A 16,612-nucleotide genomic window follows, 5' to 3' on the forward strand; every position below is an offset into this window, starting at 1 on the left:
GGAAACATGGGAATTGTGCATTTTCAGCCGCGGGTGACCGCGGACGATCAGGGTTTCAGACCTACTGGGTTTCAGAACTAAGGATACCGTGATGTTTCGTCGTATCGTGCCCGTCCTCGGCCTCGCCCTCGGGCTGGGTCTGGCTTCCCAGGCCGCCATGGCACAGGAACAGTCCCCCCCGCCCCCGCCGGCCGTCCAGGGTACGCCTGGCAAGGACTTCACGGGCGTCTCGCCCACCAACCTGGCCGGCATCATGAACTACTGCGTCGAACAGCAGTACGTATCCTATGACGAAGGCAATCCCGTCCTGTACGGGCTGAGCGAGAAGTACAAGGCAACCGAGCAGACGGTCGGCAACTTCGACTACGCCCTCGGCACCGCCGGCTATTTCGACAGCAATGGCAAGCGCTACTATCTCGTGGCTTATACGAACGAAGACGATCGTCGTGCCGCCTGTCATGCTGCCGTCAAGGCTGCCCAGCCGATGCTCTGAGCCCCGCTCGCAGGGACCAGACCTTTGAAAGCTCCCCATGCCGGACGGTATGGGGAGCTTTTTTATGACTGCTTCAGACCGCCGGACCGGAGTTCTCCCCTTTCCACTCTGGGCAGAGGCTCCGGGCGCCGGTAATATCCCCGCCTCTCCAAACAGTTCAGGACATGAACATCATGGACGTTTCCAAGATCTCGCCCGGCAAGGACCTGCCCAACGACATCAACGTCGTCATCGAAATCCCGCAGGGTTCGCAGGTGAAATACGAAGTGGACAAGGACAGCGGCGCGCTCGTCGTAGACCGCTTCCTCTTCACGCCGATGGCCTATCCGGCGGCCTACGGCTTCATCCCGGGCACGCTGGCCGCCGATGGCGATCCGGCCGATGCCCTTGTCCTGACACCCTCCGCCGTCGTTCCGGGCGCCGTGATCCGCGCCCGGCCGATCGGCATGCTGAAGATGGAAGATGAGAGCGGGCAGGACGAAAAGATCATCTGCGTCCCGCACGACAAAGTCCACCCGCAGTTCACCAACGTCCATTCCGTGGACGACCTGCCGGAAATCACGAAGAAGGCGATCACGCATTTTTTCGAGCGGTACAAGGATCTTGAACCCAACAAATGGGTTAAGGTCACAGGCTGGGCCGACAAGGCCGCCGCAGGTGAAGTCATCATGGCCGCTCTCGCAGCAGCCAAGTAAGAAGCTGCCTCGCAGGCCCGGAGCAGTGCGCCAACCCTGACCGGAACTGCGACGACTTCCCTGTTAAAAGCCCTGCCTTCCCTATGGAGGCAGGGCTTTTTTGCCAATATCACATCTTTTTGTGACGTTTTGCGATACAAGTCACATTATTTTATGATCTTTAGCGTTAAATGCATGTTACCTCGGAATTGCTAACCTGCTTTCCAAGGAATCAGCGGCTTGTCTCGAGTCCATCTCCACGCAGCTTTCTGCCTGGCCACGTTTCTTCCGTCCTGCGCAATCGCCCAGAGCCTTGGAGCCACAGGCACCACAGCTCAGAATGAGGCCGCACGGGCTCCCTCAGCTTCCAGCACCGGATCCGTCCCTTCAAACCGGACACGATCGACTTTCCATATCTATAATCCAGCCGGAAAAATCACCCAGGTCAGGGTTACGGCGCCACCGCAGACCATCCCGTCGGTCGTCTGGCCTTCCGAAAACTCGGAACTCCCCAGCGAGCGCGTCAACACGCCGCTGAACCAGATCTATTTCGGCAAGGAATGGGTCCCACCCCTGCCCCACCCGGAAGCCATCCTCACAGATCCGTTCGGCTGGAACACCTGGCTGCGCGACCGGGGCGTGGCCATCATGATGGATACGACCAACGAGTTCTCGGGCGCCATCACCAGCCCGACCCCGGGCTATGGCCTGCGCCAGGGCAGCAGCAATGCCGGCCAGTACAGCCTTGAAAACGACATCGACTGGGAAAAGCTCGCCAATGTGCGCGGCTTTTCGACCCATGCGCTTGTCGTAGGCCGGTACGGCATTCCCGCAAGCCGCATGTTCGGCGACAACCTCAACCCGAGCTCCGAAATCTACGGAGCCGGCGGCAACGTGGTCGTCCATCTCGTCTACGCCTATGCGGAAGAGACGATTGCCAAGGGTCGTGTGGACCTCGCGGGCGGCCGTATCCCGTTCCTGAACGATTTTTCATCCAGCCCGCTCTACTGCACGTTCCAGAACAATGCGTTCTGCGGAAACCCGAAAGCCTCGTCCGACAACCTCTCCCATTCGTCCTACCCCGATGCAAGCTGGGCCTTCCGGGTGCGCACACGCCCGACCATCAGCACCTACATCCAGACCGGCGTGTATTTCGCGCAGGCGGGCATCTACGGCAACACGCAGTACCGCACGGGCTTCAAGTTCAATGGCGCGGATATTCACGGTGAGGCCATCCCGGTCGAAGCCGGCTGGGAGCCGCTGTTCGGCAAGGACAAGCTGCCGGGCCACTACAAGGTCGGCTATGCCTTCGACAACGCCCCCCACAAGGACAATTACTACGACCGGAACGGGCAGCCTTACGTCATCAGCGGCCTGCCTGCCCGCGTACTGAACTATTCCTGGTCGGCCTGGGCCCTGGCGGACCAGATGGTGCTGCGTCATCATGTCCGCGGCAATACCGATGCAGGTCTGATCCTGATGGGAGGCATGTATGCCAACAGCCCCCGGACCCAGCTTCGCGGACAGCAGTACTTCGCGGGCCTGCTCGACAGCGGCTTCTGGCCCTCTCGCCCGCTGGATACGATCGGCATCAATTTCAGCTATGTCCGCGTCTCCAAAACCGCCACCCAGACGGAACGGCTTCAGGCACTGTACGGCATGCCCCTCATGGGCGGATCCCTGACCCCCCAGACATTCGGGGAGGTGCTGGAAGCGATATACCGTATCCACGTCATGCGCGGCGTCACATTCGCGCCGGATTTCCAGTACTTCTTCCGCCCGGGCGCGCAGAAGGCCCTGAAGGACGCCGCGATGCTCGGCTTCAAGAGCCACATCCAGTTCTTCTGAGACCCGTCTTCTCCGGGAAACATCGTCCCACAGGATGTTTCCCGGCCATTGCTGGCGGACAGAACCGCGGCTGAACTGGCGTCCAGAAAGGGCGCCGGGACGGTCAGCAGAAATCCTGCCCGGAACAGGGCCAGTCTGCGATTTATGTTTTTCTGGAAATTTTCTGGAGCGGGCGATGGGATTCGAACCCACGACCCCAACCTTGGCAAGGTTGTGCTCTACCCCTGAGCTACGCCCGCACTCCGTGGAAGGGCTTATGACCGAATCCCGAACGGCACGCAAGAGGGAACACGCACTCTCGAAAGCACATTGCGGAGGGGAAAATGGAAGGTTTTTCGAAGAGACTGCCTGAAACGAAAAAAGGCACCAAAAGGTGCCTTTTTTTCGATGGAGCGGGCGATGGGATTCGAACCCACGACCCCAACCTTGGCAAGGTTGTGCTCTACCCCTGAGCTACGCCCGCACTCCGTGGAGGGGCTTATGACCGAATCAGAGCCATCGCGCAAGAGGGATTTTTCAATTCCGGTGCAATATCCTTCTCCACGGCCCTGGCTGCCTCTTGCGGACTTGCACACGGCGCCACCGCATCCGATCTTTCAGGGAACTCTTCTTCCCAGCGAACGGTTCCCGCCCCATGAGCAGCACATTCGACGAACACCTGATCGGCCAGCCTCGCGCAGGAGCGTCCCCCGCAGGCGCACCGGCGACGGGAACCGCCACCATCATTGACGCCGATCAGTCCAGTTTCATGGCGGATGTGGTGGAAGCCAGCCGGACAATCCCGGTTCTCGTCGATTTCTGGGCACCGTGGTGCGGTCCGTGCAAACAGCTCACACCTGTCCTTGAAAAGGTCGTTCGCGCCGCGGCTGGTCGCGTCAGACTCGTCAAGGTCGACGTGGAGGCCAATCAGGCCCTCGCCGCACAGCTTGGACAACTGGGACTGCCCCTTCAGTCCATCCCCGTCGTGGTGGCCTTCTGGAAGGGTCAGGTGCTCGATCTTTTCCAGGGCGCACAGCCGGAGAGCGAAATCCGCAGATTCGTGGAGTCTCTCCTCAAACTTGCCGGCGACGTCATGCCCGCCACCGAAATCCTTGCAGCCGCCCGTCAGGCGCTGGCTGATGGACACGCGGATCAGGCAGCCGGCCTTTTCTCACAGCTTCTGGAGGCCGAACCTGAAAGCCCCGAAGCCTGGGGCGGCATGATCCGCGCGCTCATCGCCCTGAAGGAGGCCGAGGCCGCCGAAGATGCCTCCGCACAGGTGCCGGCAAAGCTGGACACACATCCCGAGATTACCGGAGCCCGCGCGGCTCTGGCCCTCCATAACGAAGGCGCAAAAGCCGCTTCGGAACTGGACACCCTCCGTCAGCAGAGCGCCGCGGCACCGGATGATTTCGAACTGCGCCTCAAACTGGCGGCGGCGCTCAATGGTGCGGGCCAGCGGGCGGAAGCAGCCAACACCCTGCTGGAGATCCTCCGTCAGGACCGGAACTGGAACGACGGCGCGGCAAAAACGGAGCTTCTGCGATTTTTCGAGGCCTGGGGCCATACGGATCCTGATACGCTCGCGGCGCGACGCAAACTCTCCTCCCTTCTGTTTTCGTGAACCGATGACCGAAACGCCCGACTTCCCCTCCAGCGACTTTCCCCGGCGCGCCCCACCGCTGACGGAACTGACGCTCGCCGATATTCCGCCGCGTGTTGGCCTGTTTCCCCTTTCGGGCGCGCTGCTGCTGCCGGGTGGACATCTGCCGCTGCTGGTCTTTGAGCCGCCTTATGTAGCGTTGCTCGAGGATGCGCTGGCCGGACGCCGGATGATCGGCGTGATCCAGCCCCTCATGGACCCGGACACGGACGAGCACCCCCTGCTCTACCGGACCGGAACCCTGGGCCGCATCACGGAATTTACCGAACATGTGGATGGCACGTTCTCCGTAACCCTCCTTGGCATCTCGCGCTTTCGCCTGATCCGCGAGACCCAGACGGATCGTGGCTGGCGCGAGGGCATCATAGACGCCACCCCCTTCGCAGCCGACCTCGTCGAGGAAGATCCCCGCCCGATCAACCGCGATCTGCTGCTGGAGGGCCTGAAGACCTATCTCGACTCCCGGGATCTCCAAGCGAGCTGGCCGCTGATCGAGGATATGGACGATGAGACGCTGCTGGTCGTCCTGCCGATGCTCGTGCCGTTCACGCCGGTGGAAAAACAGTCCCTTCTGGAAGCCATGACGCTGGATGAGCGTGCGGGGCTCTTGCTGGATCTGCTTGAGAGAGGCATGGAATAGACATGACTACAGAACTCGATCCCCGCCTCCTGTCCCTTCTGGTCTGCCCGGTCACCAAGGGGCCGCTGACCTATGACCGCGAGACCCAGGAACTCATCAGCCCCCGGGCGAAGCTGGCCTTCCCGATCCGGGACGGCATTCCGATCATGCTGCCCGAAGAGGCGCGCCAGATCGACGCCTGATCCCTGCGCGGGGGATCAGACCTTTTCTTCGGTGCTGTTCGGGGACGGTGTTTTCCGGACCGCCGGCGCCCGCTGTGACGGGCGGGACTGGCTTTTACGGACCTTGAAATTCCGCACGACGCGCGTCAGTTCGCCGGCATCCCCCACAAGCTTCTGACTTGCGCTGCTGGTCTGGTGAACGATCGCAGCGTTGCTCTTGGTCACGCCTTCGAGCTGGGTCGTGCTCGCATTGATGTCCATGATGCGCTGGGCCTGCGCTTCGGCTCCTGAAGCGATCTGCCCCACGGCCGTTCCCAGACGCTCGACGGAGGTACTGATGTTCCCCAGCGCCGTCCCGGTCTCGTCTACCATCTGCACGCCGCGCTGTACGTCTTCCATGCTGCTGGCGATCAGCGATTTGATTTCCTTGGCCGCCGTGGCGGAGCGCTGCGCCAGAGCCCGGATTTCCTGTGCGACAACCGCAAAGCCGCGTCCCGCGTCACCGGCATGGGCGGCTTCGACACCGGCATTCAGCGCCAGGAGATTGGTCTGGAACGCAATCTCGTCGATCACGCCGATGATCTGGACGATCCGGTTGGACGACGAGGAGATCTTGGCCATGGCCTCGACCGTCCTGCCCACGATATCGCGCCCCTGCTCGGTTTCCTGACAGCAGTCGGCCACGGTCGTATCGGCCTGACGGGCCTCCTCGGCGACTTCCTTGACCGAGGAGGTCAGCTCCGTGATGTTGCGCGCCACGGCTGCCAGCGCATCGACCTGTTCGGCGATGCGACAGGTGATGTCTTCCGTGGAACCACTGATTTCGCGGGCCCTCTGTTCGACGGCCCCCGAGGTCTCCCGCACGGCATGCACGATCTGCCCAAGCCCTTCGCAGGCACGGTGGAAGGCGCCGCTCATTCGGGTCGAGCCATTTTCCAGCGAGGGGTCGATCTGCTGAAGCAGGTCGCCGCCCGCCATCCGGTCCAGAGCCTCCGCCAGTGCGTCCGAAAGAGCCGCAAGGCTTTGGATCCGCTCGCCCTCCGCCCGTGAACGCTCACGGACATCCAGATTCTGGGTGTAGGTTTCCAGACCGAGTTCCATGTCCAGAAGACCACATCGGATCAGCAGGCCGATCTGCGCGGCCGCTTCCTCGGCAGAGGTTCCCCTGGCGGGACGTCGCAGGAGGCGGTCCAGAATGCTGCGGCGCGGCTGGGGCCAATACTGGCGAAGCAGATCCGTCACCATGCCCTCGATCAGGAGCGCATAGCCGCCGACATACCACTGCGGCCTGAGGCCGATGCGGGCATGGGTATTGCCGATGGCGCGGGTGCTCTCGACGTAATCGGGACCGAAGTCACCTTCAAGAATCCGCTTCCAGTGCTTTTCCTGCTGGTTGCGCGCACCGATGCGATGCTGCTCGTTGGCAAAAAAGCGGTTCAGGGCCGGGGTCTTGTGAATCCGGCCATAAAAGCGGTCCAGCGCAGGCCCGAGCACCCCCAGCGCCTGAGGGCGGATTCTGGCCAGATGGGCTTTCTCAGCTGCGCCGATGCCAAGAAACAGCAGCCGCTCGGCAATGTCTGCCTTGACCTGCTCAGTCATAATCGGAGTCTCCAGAGCGTGGATTTGGCGCGTGTTCAGGGCAAAGCCCGTAACACACCAAGAGTTACGCAATCATGAAGAACAGCCGACAGGCCCGGGATCAGTTGGACGCGCTGTTCTGTCCGTAGGAGACTTCGGTATCGGGGGTCGCGGGGTGGGGCGCGATATCGACGCTGCCGCCCTGACCACCGAAGGACATGCCCCCCGGAGACGAACTGCTGCCGGAATCATGCGAGGACGACGCAGGACTTTCCGCACCCGGCGGCATCGGCATGACCGGAGCATCATCGGCATAGGACATGCCACTGGCCTGACGGTGATGGGTGCTGCCGTGGGAATGATGACCGGGCGCCGCACCTGGCGGCGGGAGGGCCGCCATGTCCGGGGCGGGCCCGCTGAACATGGACCCGCATCCCGTCATGGCGAGAAACGACAGCATGAGGAAAGGAGAAACGAAACGCATGCGAAGCAGTATAGCACTTTTCAGCGGTTGACGCATCCCTTTGCGGGATGGGACACAGCGCGTTCTTCCCGCCGCCCCTCCCTCCTGAGCGGCATGTCCAGCAAGGATGCACTCTCCATGTTCGAAGGCCGGATCACGTCCCCCGCCACACGGCGTCGCGCCTGGTGGGACAGTCTGTTCGTGGACCATTCCATCTTCCGGCTGGGCTGGACCAATCTGGCACCCGTCGTGCCGGGCAAGGTCTGGCGCTGCAACCATCCCACGCCCTCGCGCCTGCGCAGCCTGACGCGGCGTCTGCATCTGAAGACGCTCGTGAACCTGCGCGGGCATCGCAAATGCGGATCGGATGCGCTGTCCCGTGGCGCCAGCGCGAAGCTGGGGCTGACGCATCTGGACATGGCTTTCGAGAGCCGCGGTGCGCCGCATCGCGACCGTATCCTGCGCTTTTACGACATGTACCAGACGCTCGCCTTCCCCATGCTCATGCACTGCAAATCCGGCGCGGACCGGGCTGGTCTGGCTTCGGGGCTGGTGCTGATGTTTGAAGGCGGGACGGCGCAGGACGCTCTGGGGCAGTTGCACTGGCGGTTCGGGCATTTCAACCGCTCCCGCACCGGCATTCTGGACGCGTTTTTCCTGCGCTATCAGACGGAAGCCGAAGGACGTCTGCCGTTTCTGGACTGGGTCCGGGACGAGTATGACGAGGACCGTCTGCGGGCCGATTTCAAGGCCGGGAAGCTGGCGTCTTTCGTAAACGACAGCATCCTGCGCCGGGAATAAGGCTCAGTCCGCCTTGACGTCCGCCGGGCCAAGAGAGCGGATCAGGTCCAGCATCCGCTTGCGGATCGCGGGGTCCGGGATCCGGTAATAGGAGCGGACCAGATCAACCGTTTCGCGGCGGCTGAACAGGGCGGCTTCGTCTACCGGCAGATCGAACAGCCGCGGTGACGGCGCAGCAGGACGGGGCGACTGGGCTCCGAACGCCGACTGCGTTTCGGCAAACCCCGTGACGGGGGCCTGAGCGGCGGGTGTCTGCCCGAAGACTGGATTGAACGTTGGGGTGGAACCGGAAAACGGCCGGGGCGCGCTGGACGGCGCGACCGGACGGGTATCCTGCGGTTCATGCATGTCATCGAAGAAAAAGCCGATCGGCACGTCCAGAACCTGCGCCAGATCGTACAGACGGCTGGCGCCCACGCGGTTCGCGCCACGTTCGTATTTCTGGATCTGCTGGAAGGTCAGCCCCAGCGCCTCGCCCAGTTTTTCCTGTGACAGACCCATGAGGGTACGACGCAGCCTGATGCGGTTGCCGACATGGACATCCACAGGCCCCGCCGCAGCGGAACTGCGGGATTCGGGGCGGGTGCGATCCGTGGGAGAGGGTTCTTTTCCTGACACGCTTAAATGGTTAATAAGACAACCACAGATTGTCAATGTTAACCTTTTTGCGCCTTAACAACCTATCCGCGTCGTCTCCGACCTGCGGGAAGCAGCGCTACCAGCATGCACAGGAGCGACAGGGTAAGTGGCGTGGCGCGGCCGAAACGGGAGAAGAACGTCGGTGGGAGTGGCGACGGGATGTCGCTGACCAGCACATCGGCCCGGCCCCAGCCCAGACGCGCCGTTTCGTGTCCGGTGGCGTCATAGATGGCGGAAATCCCGGTATTGTTGGCGAAAACGACCGGCAGGCCCTCTTCCACGGCCCGCATCCGTCCGGTGGCGAGATGCTGGCGGGGACCGGCGCTGTTGCCGTACCAGGCGTCGTTCGAGATCGTGACGAGCCAGTCCGGGCGGTCATTGCGAGCCGTGACGGAGCCGGAGAAGATGATCTCGTAGCAGACCATCGGCCCCACGCGCCCCATGCCCGGCAGATCCCATGTTTTCAGGCCCGGCCCCGGCGTCAGAACGCCCGGCAGGACGTTAAAAGGCAAGATCCAGGGCTGGTATTCGCCGAACGGGACAAGGCGGCTCTTGTCGTAGATGGCCGCGATGCTGCTATCGGGAGCGACGGCGATCAGGCTGTTGAACCAGTCCTTTCCGGACTGCCGATCCGAACCGACCAGCGCCGGAGCGCCGTCTGCGGCACGGGCGATCATCTCACGAGCAAGGGTGTCCTCGTCCAGCAGGCCGGGGAAGCCGGATTCCGGCCAGATGACCACGGGGGAACGGCCACCCTGTGCGAAGGCTTTCTGTGCGCCCTGTGCCGTCAGGCTCAGGTAACGGCGGAAATTGCCGACCGCGTCCGCATGACTGATGACTTCCGCTTCGGGCACGTTGCCCTGCACCAGAACCGCGCGGGGATTGCTGATGTTCAGCGGCGTGGCGGACGACAGGCGCCATGTGCCGAAGCCGATCCAGAGCACGGATACGGCCAGCACGGCCAGCGCCGCGCGTCTGCCACGGAACAGGGCGAGTGAGCCAAGCACGAGGGCCAGAGAGAGGCCATCCACACCCAGAACCGCAGCCGGCTGGATCATGACGTCTCCGGCGAAACCCGGGAATTCAAGGTCACTTCCCAGCGGATTCCACGGAAAGCCCGAGAACATGAAGACGCGCCCCATGTCCATGACGGTCCAGCTTCCCGCGAATATCAGCACCCGCCGCCAGCCGGGCTGCACCACGCGACACAGGATCGCCGGGACGCAGATGAAGGGAGCGATCAGCAGCGCCACACCGGGAGAGGCGAACGGGATGACCCACCAGAACTCGTGGACCCGCGTCAGGATGGCATTGGTGAGCCAGTACAGCCCGACCGTATGGAAGCCCATGCCGAACAGGAAGCCACACCACGCCGCCTGTTTCCACGACCATGCATCCTCCGACACGCGGTAGAGGATCATCAGACCCACGGGCAGCAGGAACAGGGCGTGGACCGGAGGCAGGGACAGGGCTGCCAGTGCTCCGGCGAGCAGCATCAGTCCGGCAAGGCGCCAGCCACGGACAGGGAGCGTCGAAATCATGAGGAAACCGTCCGGCTGACGAAGGGCTGAAACAGAAAAACAGCCGGATCCTGAAGATCCGGCTGCGAACAGGCTGTCAGTCGAGGGCGTCGCGGAGGCGGCGTTCGTAATGGCGGTAATACTTGTCCGCCAGAAGCTCGCTCTTCACCAGAACGGCGACATCCGTGGTGTTGAACTGCTCGTCCACCACGGCCCCGTCCCCGACATAGCCGCCCAGACGCAGATAGCCCTTGATCAGCGGGGGCAGCTTGTTGAGGCAGGCACGAAAGTCCAGCACATGCGGATCGGTCCGCTGCATTTCCACATAGCGGTCCGGCAGCGCACGGATGCGCAGGGCCGGCGGGGCCAGATGGTTGTGGTGCATGTAAGTGAGCTGGTCGGCCAGGGCGTCCGGATTGGTGCCCGGAAGGCTGCCGCAGCCGAACAGGACGTCGATCCGGTGCAGGAAGATGTAGGACGCGATGCCGCGCCACAGGAGCTGCATCGCGGACCGGCCGCGATATTCCTTCGCCACGCAGGAGCGTCCGACTTCGAGCAGGCGCCCGGGAAACTCCGTCAGGGTCGAGATGTCGTATTCGGACGACGTGTAGAAGCGCCCGACCTTCTCAGCTGCGTCCGAACGCAGGAGACGGTAGGTCCCGACCACACCGGCGGCACCGGGGCCCTTGGCATGGTCGATAACGAGAAGGTGATCGGCGGCCTCGTCAAACTCGTCCACATCGCGCTTGGTGCGGAAGGCGCGTTCGTCGGGGTGTGCACCGAGTTCCTCAAAGAAGACGCGGTAACGCAGGGCCTGTGCCGCGTCGCGCTCTTCGGCCGTTTCGGCAATACGCACACCGAGCGTACCGCCACGCAGTTCCTGAAAGCCGCCATCACGGTTCAGGGACAGCGTGGAGAGCGTCTCCATCTGGCGCAGGGTTTCCTCGCTGCTGGTCAGCGTATGCGGGGCCGGCGCCGATACTGGGGAGACGGTGTCGTCATCCGGAGCGGAATGGGGCGTGCCAGCCGGTTTGGTGGTCATGATCCGCTCTTGTTCCTATTTTCTGGAGGAGAGTCTTTCCTGTCACCGGCTTCGGCGCGACGACCGAACAGCTCGATACGATGGGAGACAAGATCAAATCCCAGACGCTGGGCCAGCCGGCTCAGAAGACGTACCGTCTCTTCGTCCTCGAACTCGATGACCCGGCCACTGTCCACATCGATCAGATGATAGTGGTTCCCGCTGTCGCTGGCTTCGTACCGTGCACGCCCGCCACCGAAATCGCGGCGTTCGAGGATGCCTTTTTCTTCCAGCAGGCGCACCGTGCGATAGACCGTCGCCACGGAAATGCGGCTGTCGATCTCGGATGCGCGCCGGTACAGTTCCTCAACGTCGGGATGGTCGTCGGCAACGGACAGGACGTGCGCGATCACACGTCTTTGGCCGGTCATTTTCAGACCGCTTTCCACACACAGGCGGGCAATGTGCGAATCATCCGGCACCGGGGAAGAAGGGACCTTCCGATTCCCTGGGCTGACGCGTCTCTCAGCGGTTTTCGTATCTGCGACCATATCTGCGGCCTAGCCGAAAAACAGGCTTGTTGTCCAATTTATGGAGCCTGTCAGGGTTTCCCTGCCGTCGGGATGAAGAGACCGAAGGCAGGGAAAAGGACACTCAGTCTTCGCGACGACGGCCGAGACCGATCTTGCGAGCCAGGGAGGAACGGTGGTTCGCATAGTTGGGAGCGACCATCGGATATTCCGGCGGCAGGCCCCAGCGCTCGCGGTATTCCTGCGGGGTCATGTTGTAGGCGGTCTTGAGATGACGGCGCAGCAGCTTCAGCTTCTTTCCGTCCTCCAGGCAGATGATGTAGTCCGGGAAAACCGACTTGCGCGGCGAAACGGCGGGCACCGGCTTTTCGGCAGGAACCTCTTCCGGGACATTCACCGTTGCAAGAGAGTCATGAACGGACCGGATCAGCGCCGGGAGAGCGTCGGCCGGAATATCATTATTTGATACATAAGCCGTAACGATCTGGGCGGTCAACTGATGCAGTTCGGGAGCATTTGTCTCTTGCGACATGATAGATAAGTCCTTCATCCTTGAGCGAGTGAGCATGTAGCAGTCATAAATTGCTGCATTCAAGCATAAAAAGAAAGAAACGTGTTCGTGACAGAAAATGAAACATTTTTCATAGATATAACTGAAAAAACATGCCCCATGACGACAGTATATGTACGGGCAAAACTGGACGCCATGACTTCCGGTCAGAGACTTGACGTACGCCTCCGCGGAACAGAGACACGGAAAAATGTCAGGGCATCGGTACAGGCACTGGGCCATGCAATTCTGGCAGATTTACCTGTTACTGAAGGCACAGATCTTTATTGCCTGAGTCTCAGGCGTCGTTAGAAACAAGCACCTGCGCGTCACTTCCGTCCCTGTAGTAACCACGACGGAGCCCTGCTTTTACAAAACCGCACTGCACATACAGCGCGAGAGCAGGAGTGTTACATACTGCGACTTCCAGAAATACTTTTCCTTTGCCCTGAACACTCCGCACCAGGGACTTTCCGATGCCCCGCCGACGAAAATCCGGATGCACGGCCAGGGTCAGGATCTCCGTTTCGTCCAGAACGGTCCGTGACAGGATGAAACCGGCCGGGTCCTTGCCCATCAGAGCCAGAGTGACTTCGGTCCCATGACCCGAAAGCAGGGCGGCAAAGGAAGTTGCGTCCCAGACTTCGCCGCCGCAAAACGTGACTTCATGCAGGGCCGCCAGAAGTGGTGCGCACTCGATGCCCATTTTCCGGAACTGGAGCCTTGACTGGGAATCCTTTTCAGGACTGTTCACAGTGGCGCAGGCCTCAGACCGGCAGCCGGGGGCTTTGCTTCGGGCGGATCGACATAAAGCGGCATGAGCGGCCCGGGCGCGACGGTTTCCGCCGCCTGTACGATGCCCAGCGCATGGGGGGCCTCGCAGGGGAGCACGGGACAGGGCCAGTCACTCTTTTCGGAGACGGCATCCCCCGTCACGCAGGCCCAGCCCGTGGGGTCGAGATCAACGGTCTGACGGGCCAGAACCGGCCCTTCCGGCGGATCGACAAAAACCCGGCCACGACGGGCGATACTCACACAGACGGCGTCCGGACGCGCAAGGGTGGCGCGGATGGCCGCACCGAGCGTGACGCCGATCGTGGGGCAGTTCCAGCCCGCCGCCAGTCCCGCCGCGAGCGACAGGGAGGAACGCAGACCGGTGAACGAGCCCGGGCCGATGACGGCGACGACGCAATCAGGGGCGGTGGTCCAGTTGTTCTGCGTCAGGAGATCGCGGATGGCGGGAGCGAAATGCTCGGAAGCGCCACGACCGGCCATCAGTTTTTCCGCAACGACATGTCCGTCCTCAACCAGCGCCACCAGACTGGTCAGACCGGTGCCCGCCCCTGCCCCGTTGAAAACGACTGTCCTCACAGACCCCGTCTTTACAGACACAGACACGCCTCGCCGAAGTCCAGACGGGGAGCGCGGGGCTCGGCGTGATCGGGGGCGGGTTCATTTTCCGCCGGGTAGCCAAGCCCCACGAGGAAGTTCACGCGCCAGCCGGTGGCATTCAGCAGCGTGTCCTCGACCATGAAGCTGTCGAAGCCGGACATGGGCATGGCGGACAGGCCGAGCATCCGGGCGGCCATGATCAGATAGGCGCCTTCCAGCGTGCCGTTGCGGAACGCCGTCTCGTCGGACAGGCCCACATCGGCGGCGAACCAGTCACGCAGACCTTCCTGCGGGTTCAGGCGCGGCAACGCCTCGAAGAACAGCGGATCATGACAGACGACAGCCAGAACCGGAGCCGCCATCGCGCGGGCCACGTTTCCCGGCGACAGGGCGGGGCGGATACGCTCGCGGGCATCCCGTGTCGTCAGAAAGACGAAGCGACCCGGCGAGCAGTTGCCGGAGGTCGGCCCCAGCTTCACCAGATCGTACAAATGGCGCAGGACATCCTCCCCGACCGGGCGCGGCGAGAAGCTGCGCGGGGTCCGGGCCTGCGTGAACAGGGCTTCCGCGCCCGGAACCGGTCCGCAGGGGAGTGTTTCACTCGCAGGTGTCTGGCCGTCCATGGTTCAGTCCTCGACCTGTTCGACCGAGACGACTTCGGGAACATAATGCCGGAGCATGTTCTCGACGCCGTGCTTCAGGGTCGCACGGGAGGACGGGCAGCCGGAGCAGGCGCCCTGCATGGCCAGGTAGACCACGCCGTCCTTGTAGCCGCGGAAGGCGATGTCACCGCCGTCACCGGCGACGGCGGGGCGCACGCGGGTATCGAGCAGGTCCTGGATACGACTGACGACTTCGGCATCCTCGGGGGAGACGTCATGTTCGGGCGCAGACTGCGTTCCGGACAGGACCGGGCGGCCGCTTTCGAAGAAGGTCGTGATCGTGCCCAGCACGACGGGCTTGAGGTCGCCCCAGCTGATGTCGTCGGACTTGGTGACGGAGACGAAATCGCCGCCAAGGAAGACGCGGCGCACGTTCGGCTGGTCGAAGAGGGCGCTGGCCAGTTCGGAGCGTCCGGCGGCAACATCCGCATCGCCGAAATCGACGGGACGGGCATCGCCGGTCACGCTGCGGCCGGGCAGAAACTTCAGGGTGGCGGGGTTGGGAGTGTCTTCGGTCTCGATGAACATTGTGATCATGTCCTTGCGTTCCAGTCCGCCCTGACATGTGCCACTTCGCCCGAAGGTGCAAGTGTCGGGACTGCATTGGTCCGACTTCCCGTGTTTTTAACGGCCGGCCGCACCTTTTCAGACCTGTTCGCCCTGTCCCTCGGTTTTCCTTGCGGGAGACGGGAGTCCCCGGGGCAGGATGATGGTGGCGCACAGGCCGCCATACCCTTTCGAGGCGTCCCCGCGCCCCAGCACCAGTGAACCGCCCTCGCGCGAGATTTCGCGCTGCACGATCGCCAGACCCAGTCCGATTCCCCCCGTAGCCCGCGAACGCGACCCTTCCAGACGATAGAACGGCGTCAGGACGCGTTCATATTCACTTTCGGGGATGCCGGGACCGCTGTCGCTGATGGCGATTTCCAGCGCGCCGTCCTCGCGGGTCCGCAAGGTGGCGAGAACATTCCCGCCATAGTTGATGGCATTTTCGATCAGGTTCGACAGCACACGCTTCATGGCGAGCGGACGAACATGGACCAGCGCGCGGTCCGGCCCCTCGTAACGGGCCTCGTGTCCGCGATCGACATGATCGTCCACGAGGGTTTCGAGCGTGGCGACGATATTGATGGTGCGGGGCACTTCCGGATCATCCGCGCCGGCAAGATAGGCGAGGATGCCGTTCACCATGGCTTCCATCTCGTCCAGATCGGCTTCGATGGCGGCCTGTGCCTCTCCGTCATTCAGAAAGCCGCAGCGCAGGCGAAGACGGGTCAGCGGTGTTCGCAGGTCGTGCGAGACAGCCGCCAGCGCCTGCGTCCGGTCGTTGATGAGGCTCTGGATCCGGTCCTGCATGGCGTTGATGGCATGGGCCAGCCCGCGCACTTCAGGCGGACCACGTTCGGCCAGTGGCACCCATTTTTCGCTGGAGCCGATGCGGTCCGCCACCGAGACCAGCGCACGGAGTGGCATGCTGAGGCCACGGATCAGCATGGCCGCCGCAATGGCCACGGCCCCGGCCGCGATGGCCGCAGAGGCGAGGCCCCGCGTGACGCGGTGATGCCCGAGCATCCCGGGGACGCGGAAATGGATGTAGCTTCCGTCCGGCAGGCGCTGCGAGCCCAGTACGTCCGCGCTTCCCGGCCCAAGCGTGTACAGGTCCAGATGGGCCTGTTCGAGAATGGGATCGTCAGCCGTCAGGCGCCTGACGAGCTGGGTCAGGGCGACCGGATGGTGTCCCGGCAGCGCGGGCGTGATCGAGGCAGGCTGCCACGCCACGCTGAGTTCACTACCCGAGAGCATGACGGCCAGAAAGGATCTCTGGCTGACCGGGGCGGCGGCGAGCACGCGCAGATCCGTGCTCAGCGCCTCCCCCAACTGGGCGATGCGCACGTCATCGACGATGTAGGTCTCTGCCTGACCGTAGAAAATGGCATTCGTCAGGAACACCAGTGTCACTGCGACGGTCAGGACAACGCAGACGCGCCCGACCAGCCC

General features: G+C 62.9%; 20 protein-coding genes and 2 tRNA genes. 8 read left to right on the top strand and 14 right to left on the bottom strand.

The genetic code is table 11. The features are described 5' to 3' along the window. Positions 1 to 91 precede the first annotated feature (91 nt). The 3 genes from adhS (at position 92) to ABF859_RS07665 (ending at position 3,015) form a co-directional block, all read left to right on the top strand. The gene (gene adhS, locus ABF859_RS07655) at positions 92 to 493 is read left to right on the top strand and encodes an alcohol dehydrogenase subunit III (RefSeq protein ID WP_215745288.1); all 402 of its coding nucleotides are present in this window, start codon (positions 92 to 94) and stop codon (positions 491 to 493) included. A gap of 173 nt (positions 494 to 666) precedes the next feature. After that, positions 667 to 1,188 carry an inorganic diphosphatase gene (gene ppa / locus ABF859_RS07660; RefSeq protein WP_415527182.1) on the top strand — a complete coding sequence of 174 codons (522 nt, stop codon included), beginning with the start codon at positions 667 to 669 and terminating at the stop codon, positions 1,186 to 1,188. A gap of 219 nt (positions 1,189 to 1,407) precedes the next feature. Then, the gene (locus ABF859_RS07665; protein WP_415527183.1) at positions 1,408 to 3,015 is read left to right on the top strand and encodes a carbohydrate porin; all 1,608 of its coding nucleotides are present in this window, start codon (positions 1,408 to 1,410) and stop codon (positions 3,013 to 3,015) included. A gap of 164 nt (positions 3,016 to 3,179) precedes the next feature. Here the strand turns inward: ABF859_RS07665 and ABF859_RS07670 are convergent. Together ABF859_RS07670 and ABF859_RS07675 are read right to left on the bottom strand one after the other, a co-directional pair. Next, positions 3,180 to 3,254 (bottom strand) — tRNA-Gly (locus ABF859_RS07670). Between the two features lie 149 nt (positions 3,255 to 3,403). Then, positions 3,404 to 3,478, bottom strand: a tRNA-Gly gene (locus ABF859_RS07675). 171 nt (positions 3,479 to 3,649) lie between these two features. Here ABF859_RS07675 and ABF859_RS07680 point away from each other — a divergent pair. The 3 genes from ABF859_RS07680 to ABF859_RS07690 are packed head-to-tail and all read left to right on the top strand — an operon-like array spanning position 3,650 to position 5,479. Further along, positions 3,650 to 4,618, top strand: a complete 969-nt coding sequence (locus ABF859_RS07680) for a tetratricopeptide repeat protein (protein ID WP_415527184.1) — start codon at positions 3,650 to 3,652, stop codon at positions 4,616 to 4,618. Positions 4,619 to 4,622: 4 nt separating this feature from the next. Further along, on the top strand, positions 4,623 to 5,297 hold the full coding sequence (locus ABF859_RS07685) for an LON peptidase substrate-binding domain-containing protein (RefSeq protein ID WP_415527185.1): 675 nt from the start codon (positions 4,623 to 4,625) through the stop codon (positions 5,295 to 5,297). 2 nt (positions 5,298 to 5,299) lie between these two features. Continuing rightward, positions 5,300 to 5,479, top strand: coding sequence for a Trm112 family protein (locus ABF859_RS07690; protein ID WP_011252335.1), 180 nt, complete (start codon positions 5,300 to 5,302; stop codon positions 5,477 to 5,479). Between the two features lie 15 nt (positions 5,480 to 5,494). Here the strand turns inward: ABF859_RS07690 and ABF859_RS07695 are convergent, their stop codons facing one another. Continuing rightward, positions 5,495 to 7,057 (bottom strand): methyl-accepting chemotaxis protein, encoded by a 1,563-nt coding sequence (locus ABF859_RS07695; protein WP_415527186.1) that lies wholly within the window; start codon positions 7,055 to 7,057, stop codon positions 5,495 to 5,497. Between the two features lie 100 nt (positions 7,058 to 7,157). After that, positions 7,158 to 7,460: a hypothetical protein gene (locus ABF859_RS07700; RefSeq protein WP_415527187.1), complete on the bottom strand. Its 303-nt coding sequence runs from the start codon at positions 7,458 to 7,460 to the stop codon at positions 7,158 to 7,160. Positions 7,461 to 7,637: 177 nt separating this feature from the next. On the opposite strand from ABF859_RS07700, the gene ABF859_RS07705 reads away from it, so the two are divergent. Then, a complete protein-coding gene (locus ABF859_RS07705) occupies positions 7,638 to 8,300 on the top strand; it encodes a protein tyrosine phosphatase (RefSeq protein WP_415527282.1) in 663 nt (220 codons plus the stop codon). Positions 8,301 to 8,303: 3 nt separating this feature from the next. Here ABF859_RS07705 and ABF859_RS07710 read toward each other — a convergent pair whose 3' ends face one another. From ABF859_RS07710 to ABF859_RS07730, 5 genes are all read right to left on the bottom strand, one after another. Beyond that, the gene (locus tag ABF859_RS07710; protein WP_415527188.1) at positions 8,304 to 8,918 is read right to left on the bottom strand and encodes a helix-turn-helix domain-containing protein; all 615 of its coding nucleotides are present in this window, start codon (positions 8,916 to 8,918) and stop codon (positions 8,304 to 8,306) included. 62 nt (positions 8,919 to 8,980) lie between these two features. Next, positions 8,981 to 10,480: an apolipoprotein N-acyltransferase gene (gene lnt / locus ABF859_RS07715; RefSeq protein WP_415527189.1), complete on the bottom strand. Its 1,500-nt coding sequence runs from the start codon at positions 10,478 to 10,480 to the stop codon at positions 8,981 to 8,983. Between the two features lie 76 nt (positions 10,481 to 10,556). Then, on the bottom strand, positions 10,557 to 11,387 hold the full coding sequence (locus ABF859_RS07720) for a GNAT family N-acetyltransferase (RefSeq protein WP_415527283.1): 831 nt from the start codon (positions 11,385 to 11,387) through the stop codon (positions 10,557 to 10,559). A gap of 110 nt (positions 11,388 to 11,497) precedes the next feature. Beyond that, positions 11,498 to 12,031, bottom strand: coding sequence for a Fur family transcriptional regulator (locus ABF859_RS07725; RefSeq protein ID WP_415527190.1), 534 nt, complete (start codon positions 12,029 to 12,031; stop codon positions 11,498 to 11,500). A gap of 103 nt (positions 12,032 to 12,134) precedes the next feature. Beyond that, positions 12,135 to 12,542, bottom strand: coding sequence for a MucR family transcriptional regulator (locus ABF859_RS07730; protein ID WP_415527191.1), 408 nt, complete (start codon positions 12,540 to 12,542; stop codon positions 12,135 to 12,137). Between the two features lie 87 nt (positions 12,543 to 12,629). On the opposite strand from ABF859_RS07730, the gene ABF859_RS07735 reads away from it, so the two are divergent. Further along, a complete protein-coding gene (locus ABF859_RS07735; RefSeq protein ID WP_415527192.1) occupies positions 12,630 to 12,872 on the top strand; it encodes a sulfurtransferase TusA family protein in 243 nt (80 codons plus the stop codon). On the opposite strand, the gene ABF859_RS07740 is transcribed toward ABF859_RS07735, so the two are convergent. The 5 genes from ABF859_RS07740 to ABF859_RS07760 all read right to left on the bottom strand — a co-directional run bounded on the left by ABF859_RS07740 (position 12,859) and on the right by ABF859_RS07760 (position 16,573). Further along, on the bottom strand, positions 12,859 to 13,266 hold the full coding sequence (locus ABF859_RS07740; protein ID WP_415527193.1) for a GNAT family N-acetyltransferase: 408 nt from the start codon (positions 13,264 to 13,266) through the stop codon (positions 12,859 to 12,861). The genes ABF859_RS07735 and ABF859_RS07740 overlap by 14 nt on opposite strands. A gap of 44 nt (positions 13,267 to 13,310) precedes the next feature. Next, the gene (tsaB, locus tag ABF859_RS07745; protein WP_415527194.1) at positions 13,311 to 13,931 is read right to left on the bottom strand and encodes a tRNA (adenosine(37)-N6)-threonylcarbamoyltransferase complex dimerization subunit type 1 TsaB; all 621 of its coding nucleotides are present in this window, start codon (positions 13,929 to 13,931) and stop codon (positions 13,311 to 13,313) included. Between the two features lie 11 nt (positions 13,932 to 13,942). Continuing rightward, positions 13,943 to 14,575, bottom strand: coding sequence for a malonic semialdehyde reductase (locus ABF859_RS07750; RefSeq protein WP_415527195.1), 633 nt, complete (start codon positions 14,573 to 14,575; stop codon positions 13,943 to 13,945). A 3-nt stretch (positions 14,576 to 14,578) separates the two neighbouring features. Beyond that, positions 14,579 to 15,142: a NifU family protein gene (locus ABF859_RS07755; RefSeq protein WP_415527284.1), complete on the bottom strand. Its 564-nt coding sequence runs from the start codon at positions 15,140 to 15,142 to the stop codon at positions 14,579 to 14,581. Positions 15,143 to 15,259: 117 nt separating this feature from the next. Then, the gene (locus ABF859_RS07760) at positions 15,260 to 16,573 is read right to left on the bottom strand and encodes an ATP-binding protein (RefSeq protein ID WP_415527196.1); all 1,314 of its coding nucleotides are present in this window, start codon (positions 16,571 to 16,573) and stop codon (positions 15,260 to 15,262) included. Positions 16,574 to 16,612: the final 39 nt, after the last annotated feature.

The sequence above is a fragment of the Gluconobacter sp. genome (assembly GCF_047722525.1).
Lineage (GTDB): Bacteria > Pseudomonadota > Alphaproteobacteria > Acetobacterales > Acetobacteraceae > Gluconobacter.

Bases quoted from the DNA above. Each gene is read 5' to 3' on its own strand.
- adhS (WP_215745288.1), top strand. From the start codon at position 92: ATGTTTCGTCGTATCGTGCCCGTCCTCGGCCTCGCCCTCGGGCTGGGT.
- ppa (WP_415527182.1), top strand. From the start codon at position 667: ATGGACGTTTCCAAGATCTCGCCCGGCAAGGACCTGCCCAACGACATC.
- ABF859_RS07680 (WP_415527184.1), top strand. From the start codon at position 3,650: ATGAGCAGCACATTCGACGAACACCTGATCGGCCAGCCTCGCGCAGGA.
- ABF859_RS07685 (WP_415527185.1), top strand. From the start codon at position 4,623: ATGACCGAAACGCCCGACTTCCCCTCCAGCGACTTTCCCCGGCGCGCC.
- ABF859_RS07690 (WP_011252335.1), top strand. From the start codon at position 5,300: ATGACTACAGAACTCGATCCCCGCCTCCTGTCCCTTCTGGTCTGCCCG.
- ABF859_RS07695 (WP_415527186.1), bottom strand. From the start codon at position 7,057: ATGACTGAGCAGGTCAAGGCAGACATTGCCGAGCGGCTGCTGTTTCTT.
- ABF859_RS07700 (WP_415527187.1), bottom strand. From the start codon at position 7,460: ATGTTCAGCGGGCCCGCCCCGGACATGGCGGCCCTCCCGCCGCCAGGT.
- ABF859_RS07705 (WP_415527282.1), top strand. From the start codon at position 7,638: ATGTTCGAAGGCCGGATCACGTCCCCCGCCACACGGCGTCGCGCCTGG.
- lnt (WP_415527189.1), bottom strand. From the start codon at position 10,480: ATGATTTCGACGCTCCCTGTCCGTGGCTGGCGCCTTGCCGGACTGATG.
- ABF859_RS07720 (WP_415527283.1), bottom strand. From the start codon at position 11,387: ATGGAGACGCTCTCCACGCTGTCCCTGAACCGTGATGGCGGCTTTCAG.
- ABF859_RS07725 (WP_415527190.1), bottom strand. From the start codon at position 12,031: ATGGTCGCAGATACGAAAACCGCTGAGAGACGCGTCAGCCCAGGGAAT.
- ABF859_RS07730 (WP_415527191.1), bottom strand. From the start codon at position 12,542: ATGTCGCAAGAGACAAATGCTCCCGAACTGCATCAGTTGACCGCCCAG.
- ABF859_RS07740 (WP_415527193.1), bottom strand. From the start codon at position 13,266: ATGGGCATCGAGTGCGCACCACTTCTGGCGGCCCTGCATGAAGTCACG.
- ABF859_RS07750 (WP_415527195.1), bottom strand. From the start codon at position 14,575: ATGGACGGCCAGACACCTGCGAGTGAAACACTCCCCTGCGGACCGGTT.
- ABF859_RS07755 (WP_415527284.1), bottom strand. From the start codon at position 15,142: ATGTTCATCGAGACCGAAGACACTCCCAACCCCGCCACCCTGAAGTTT.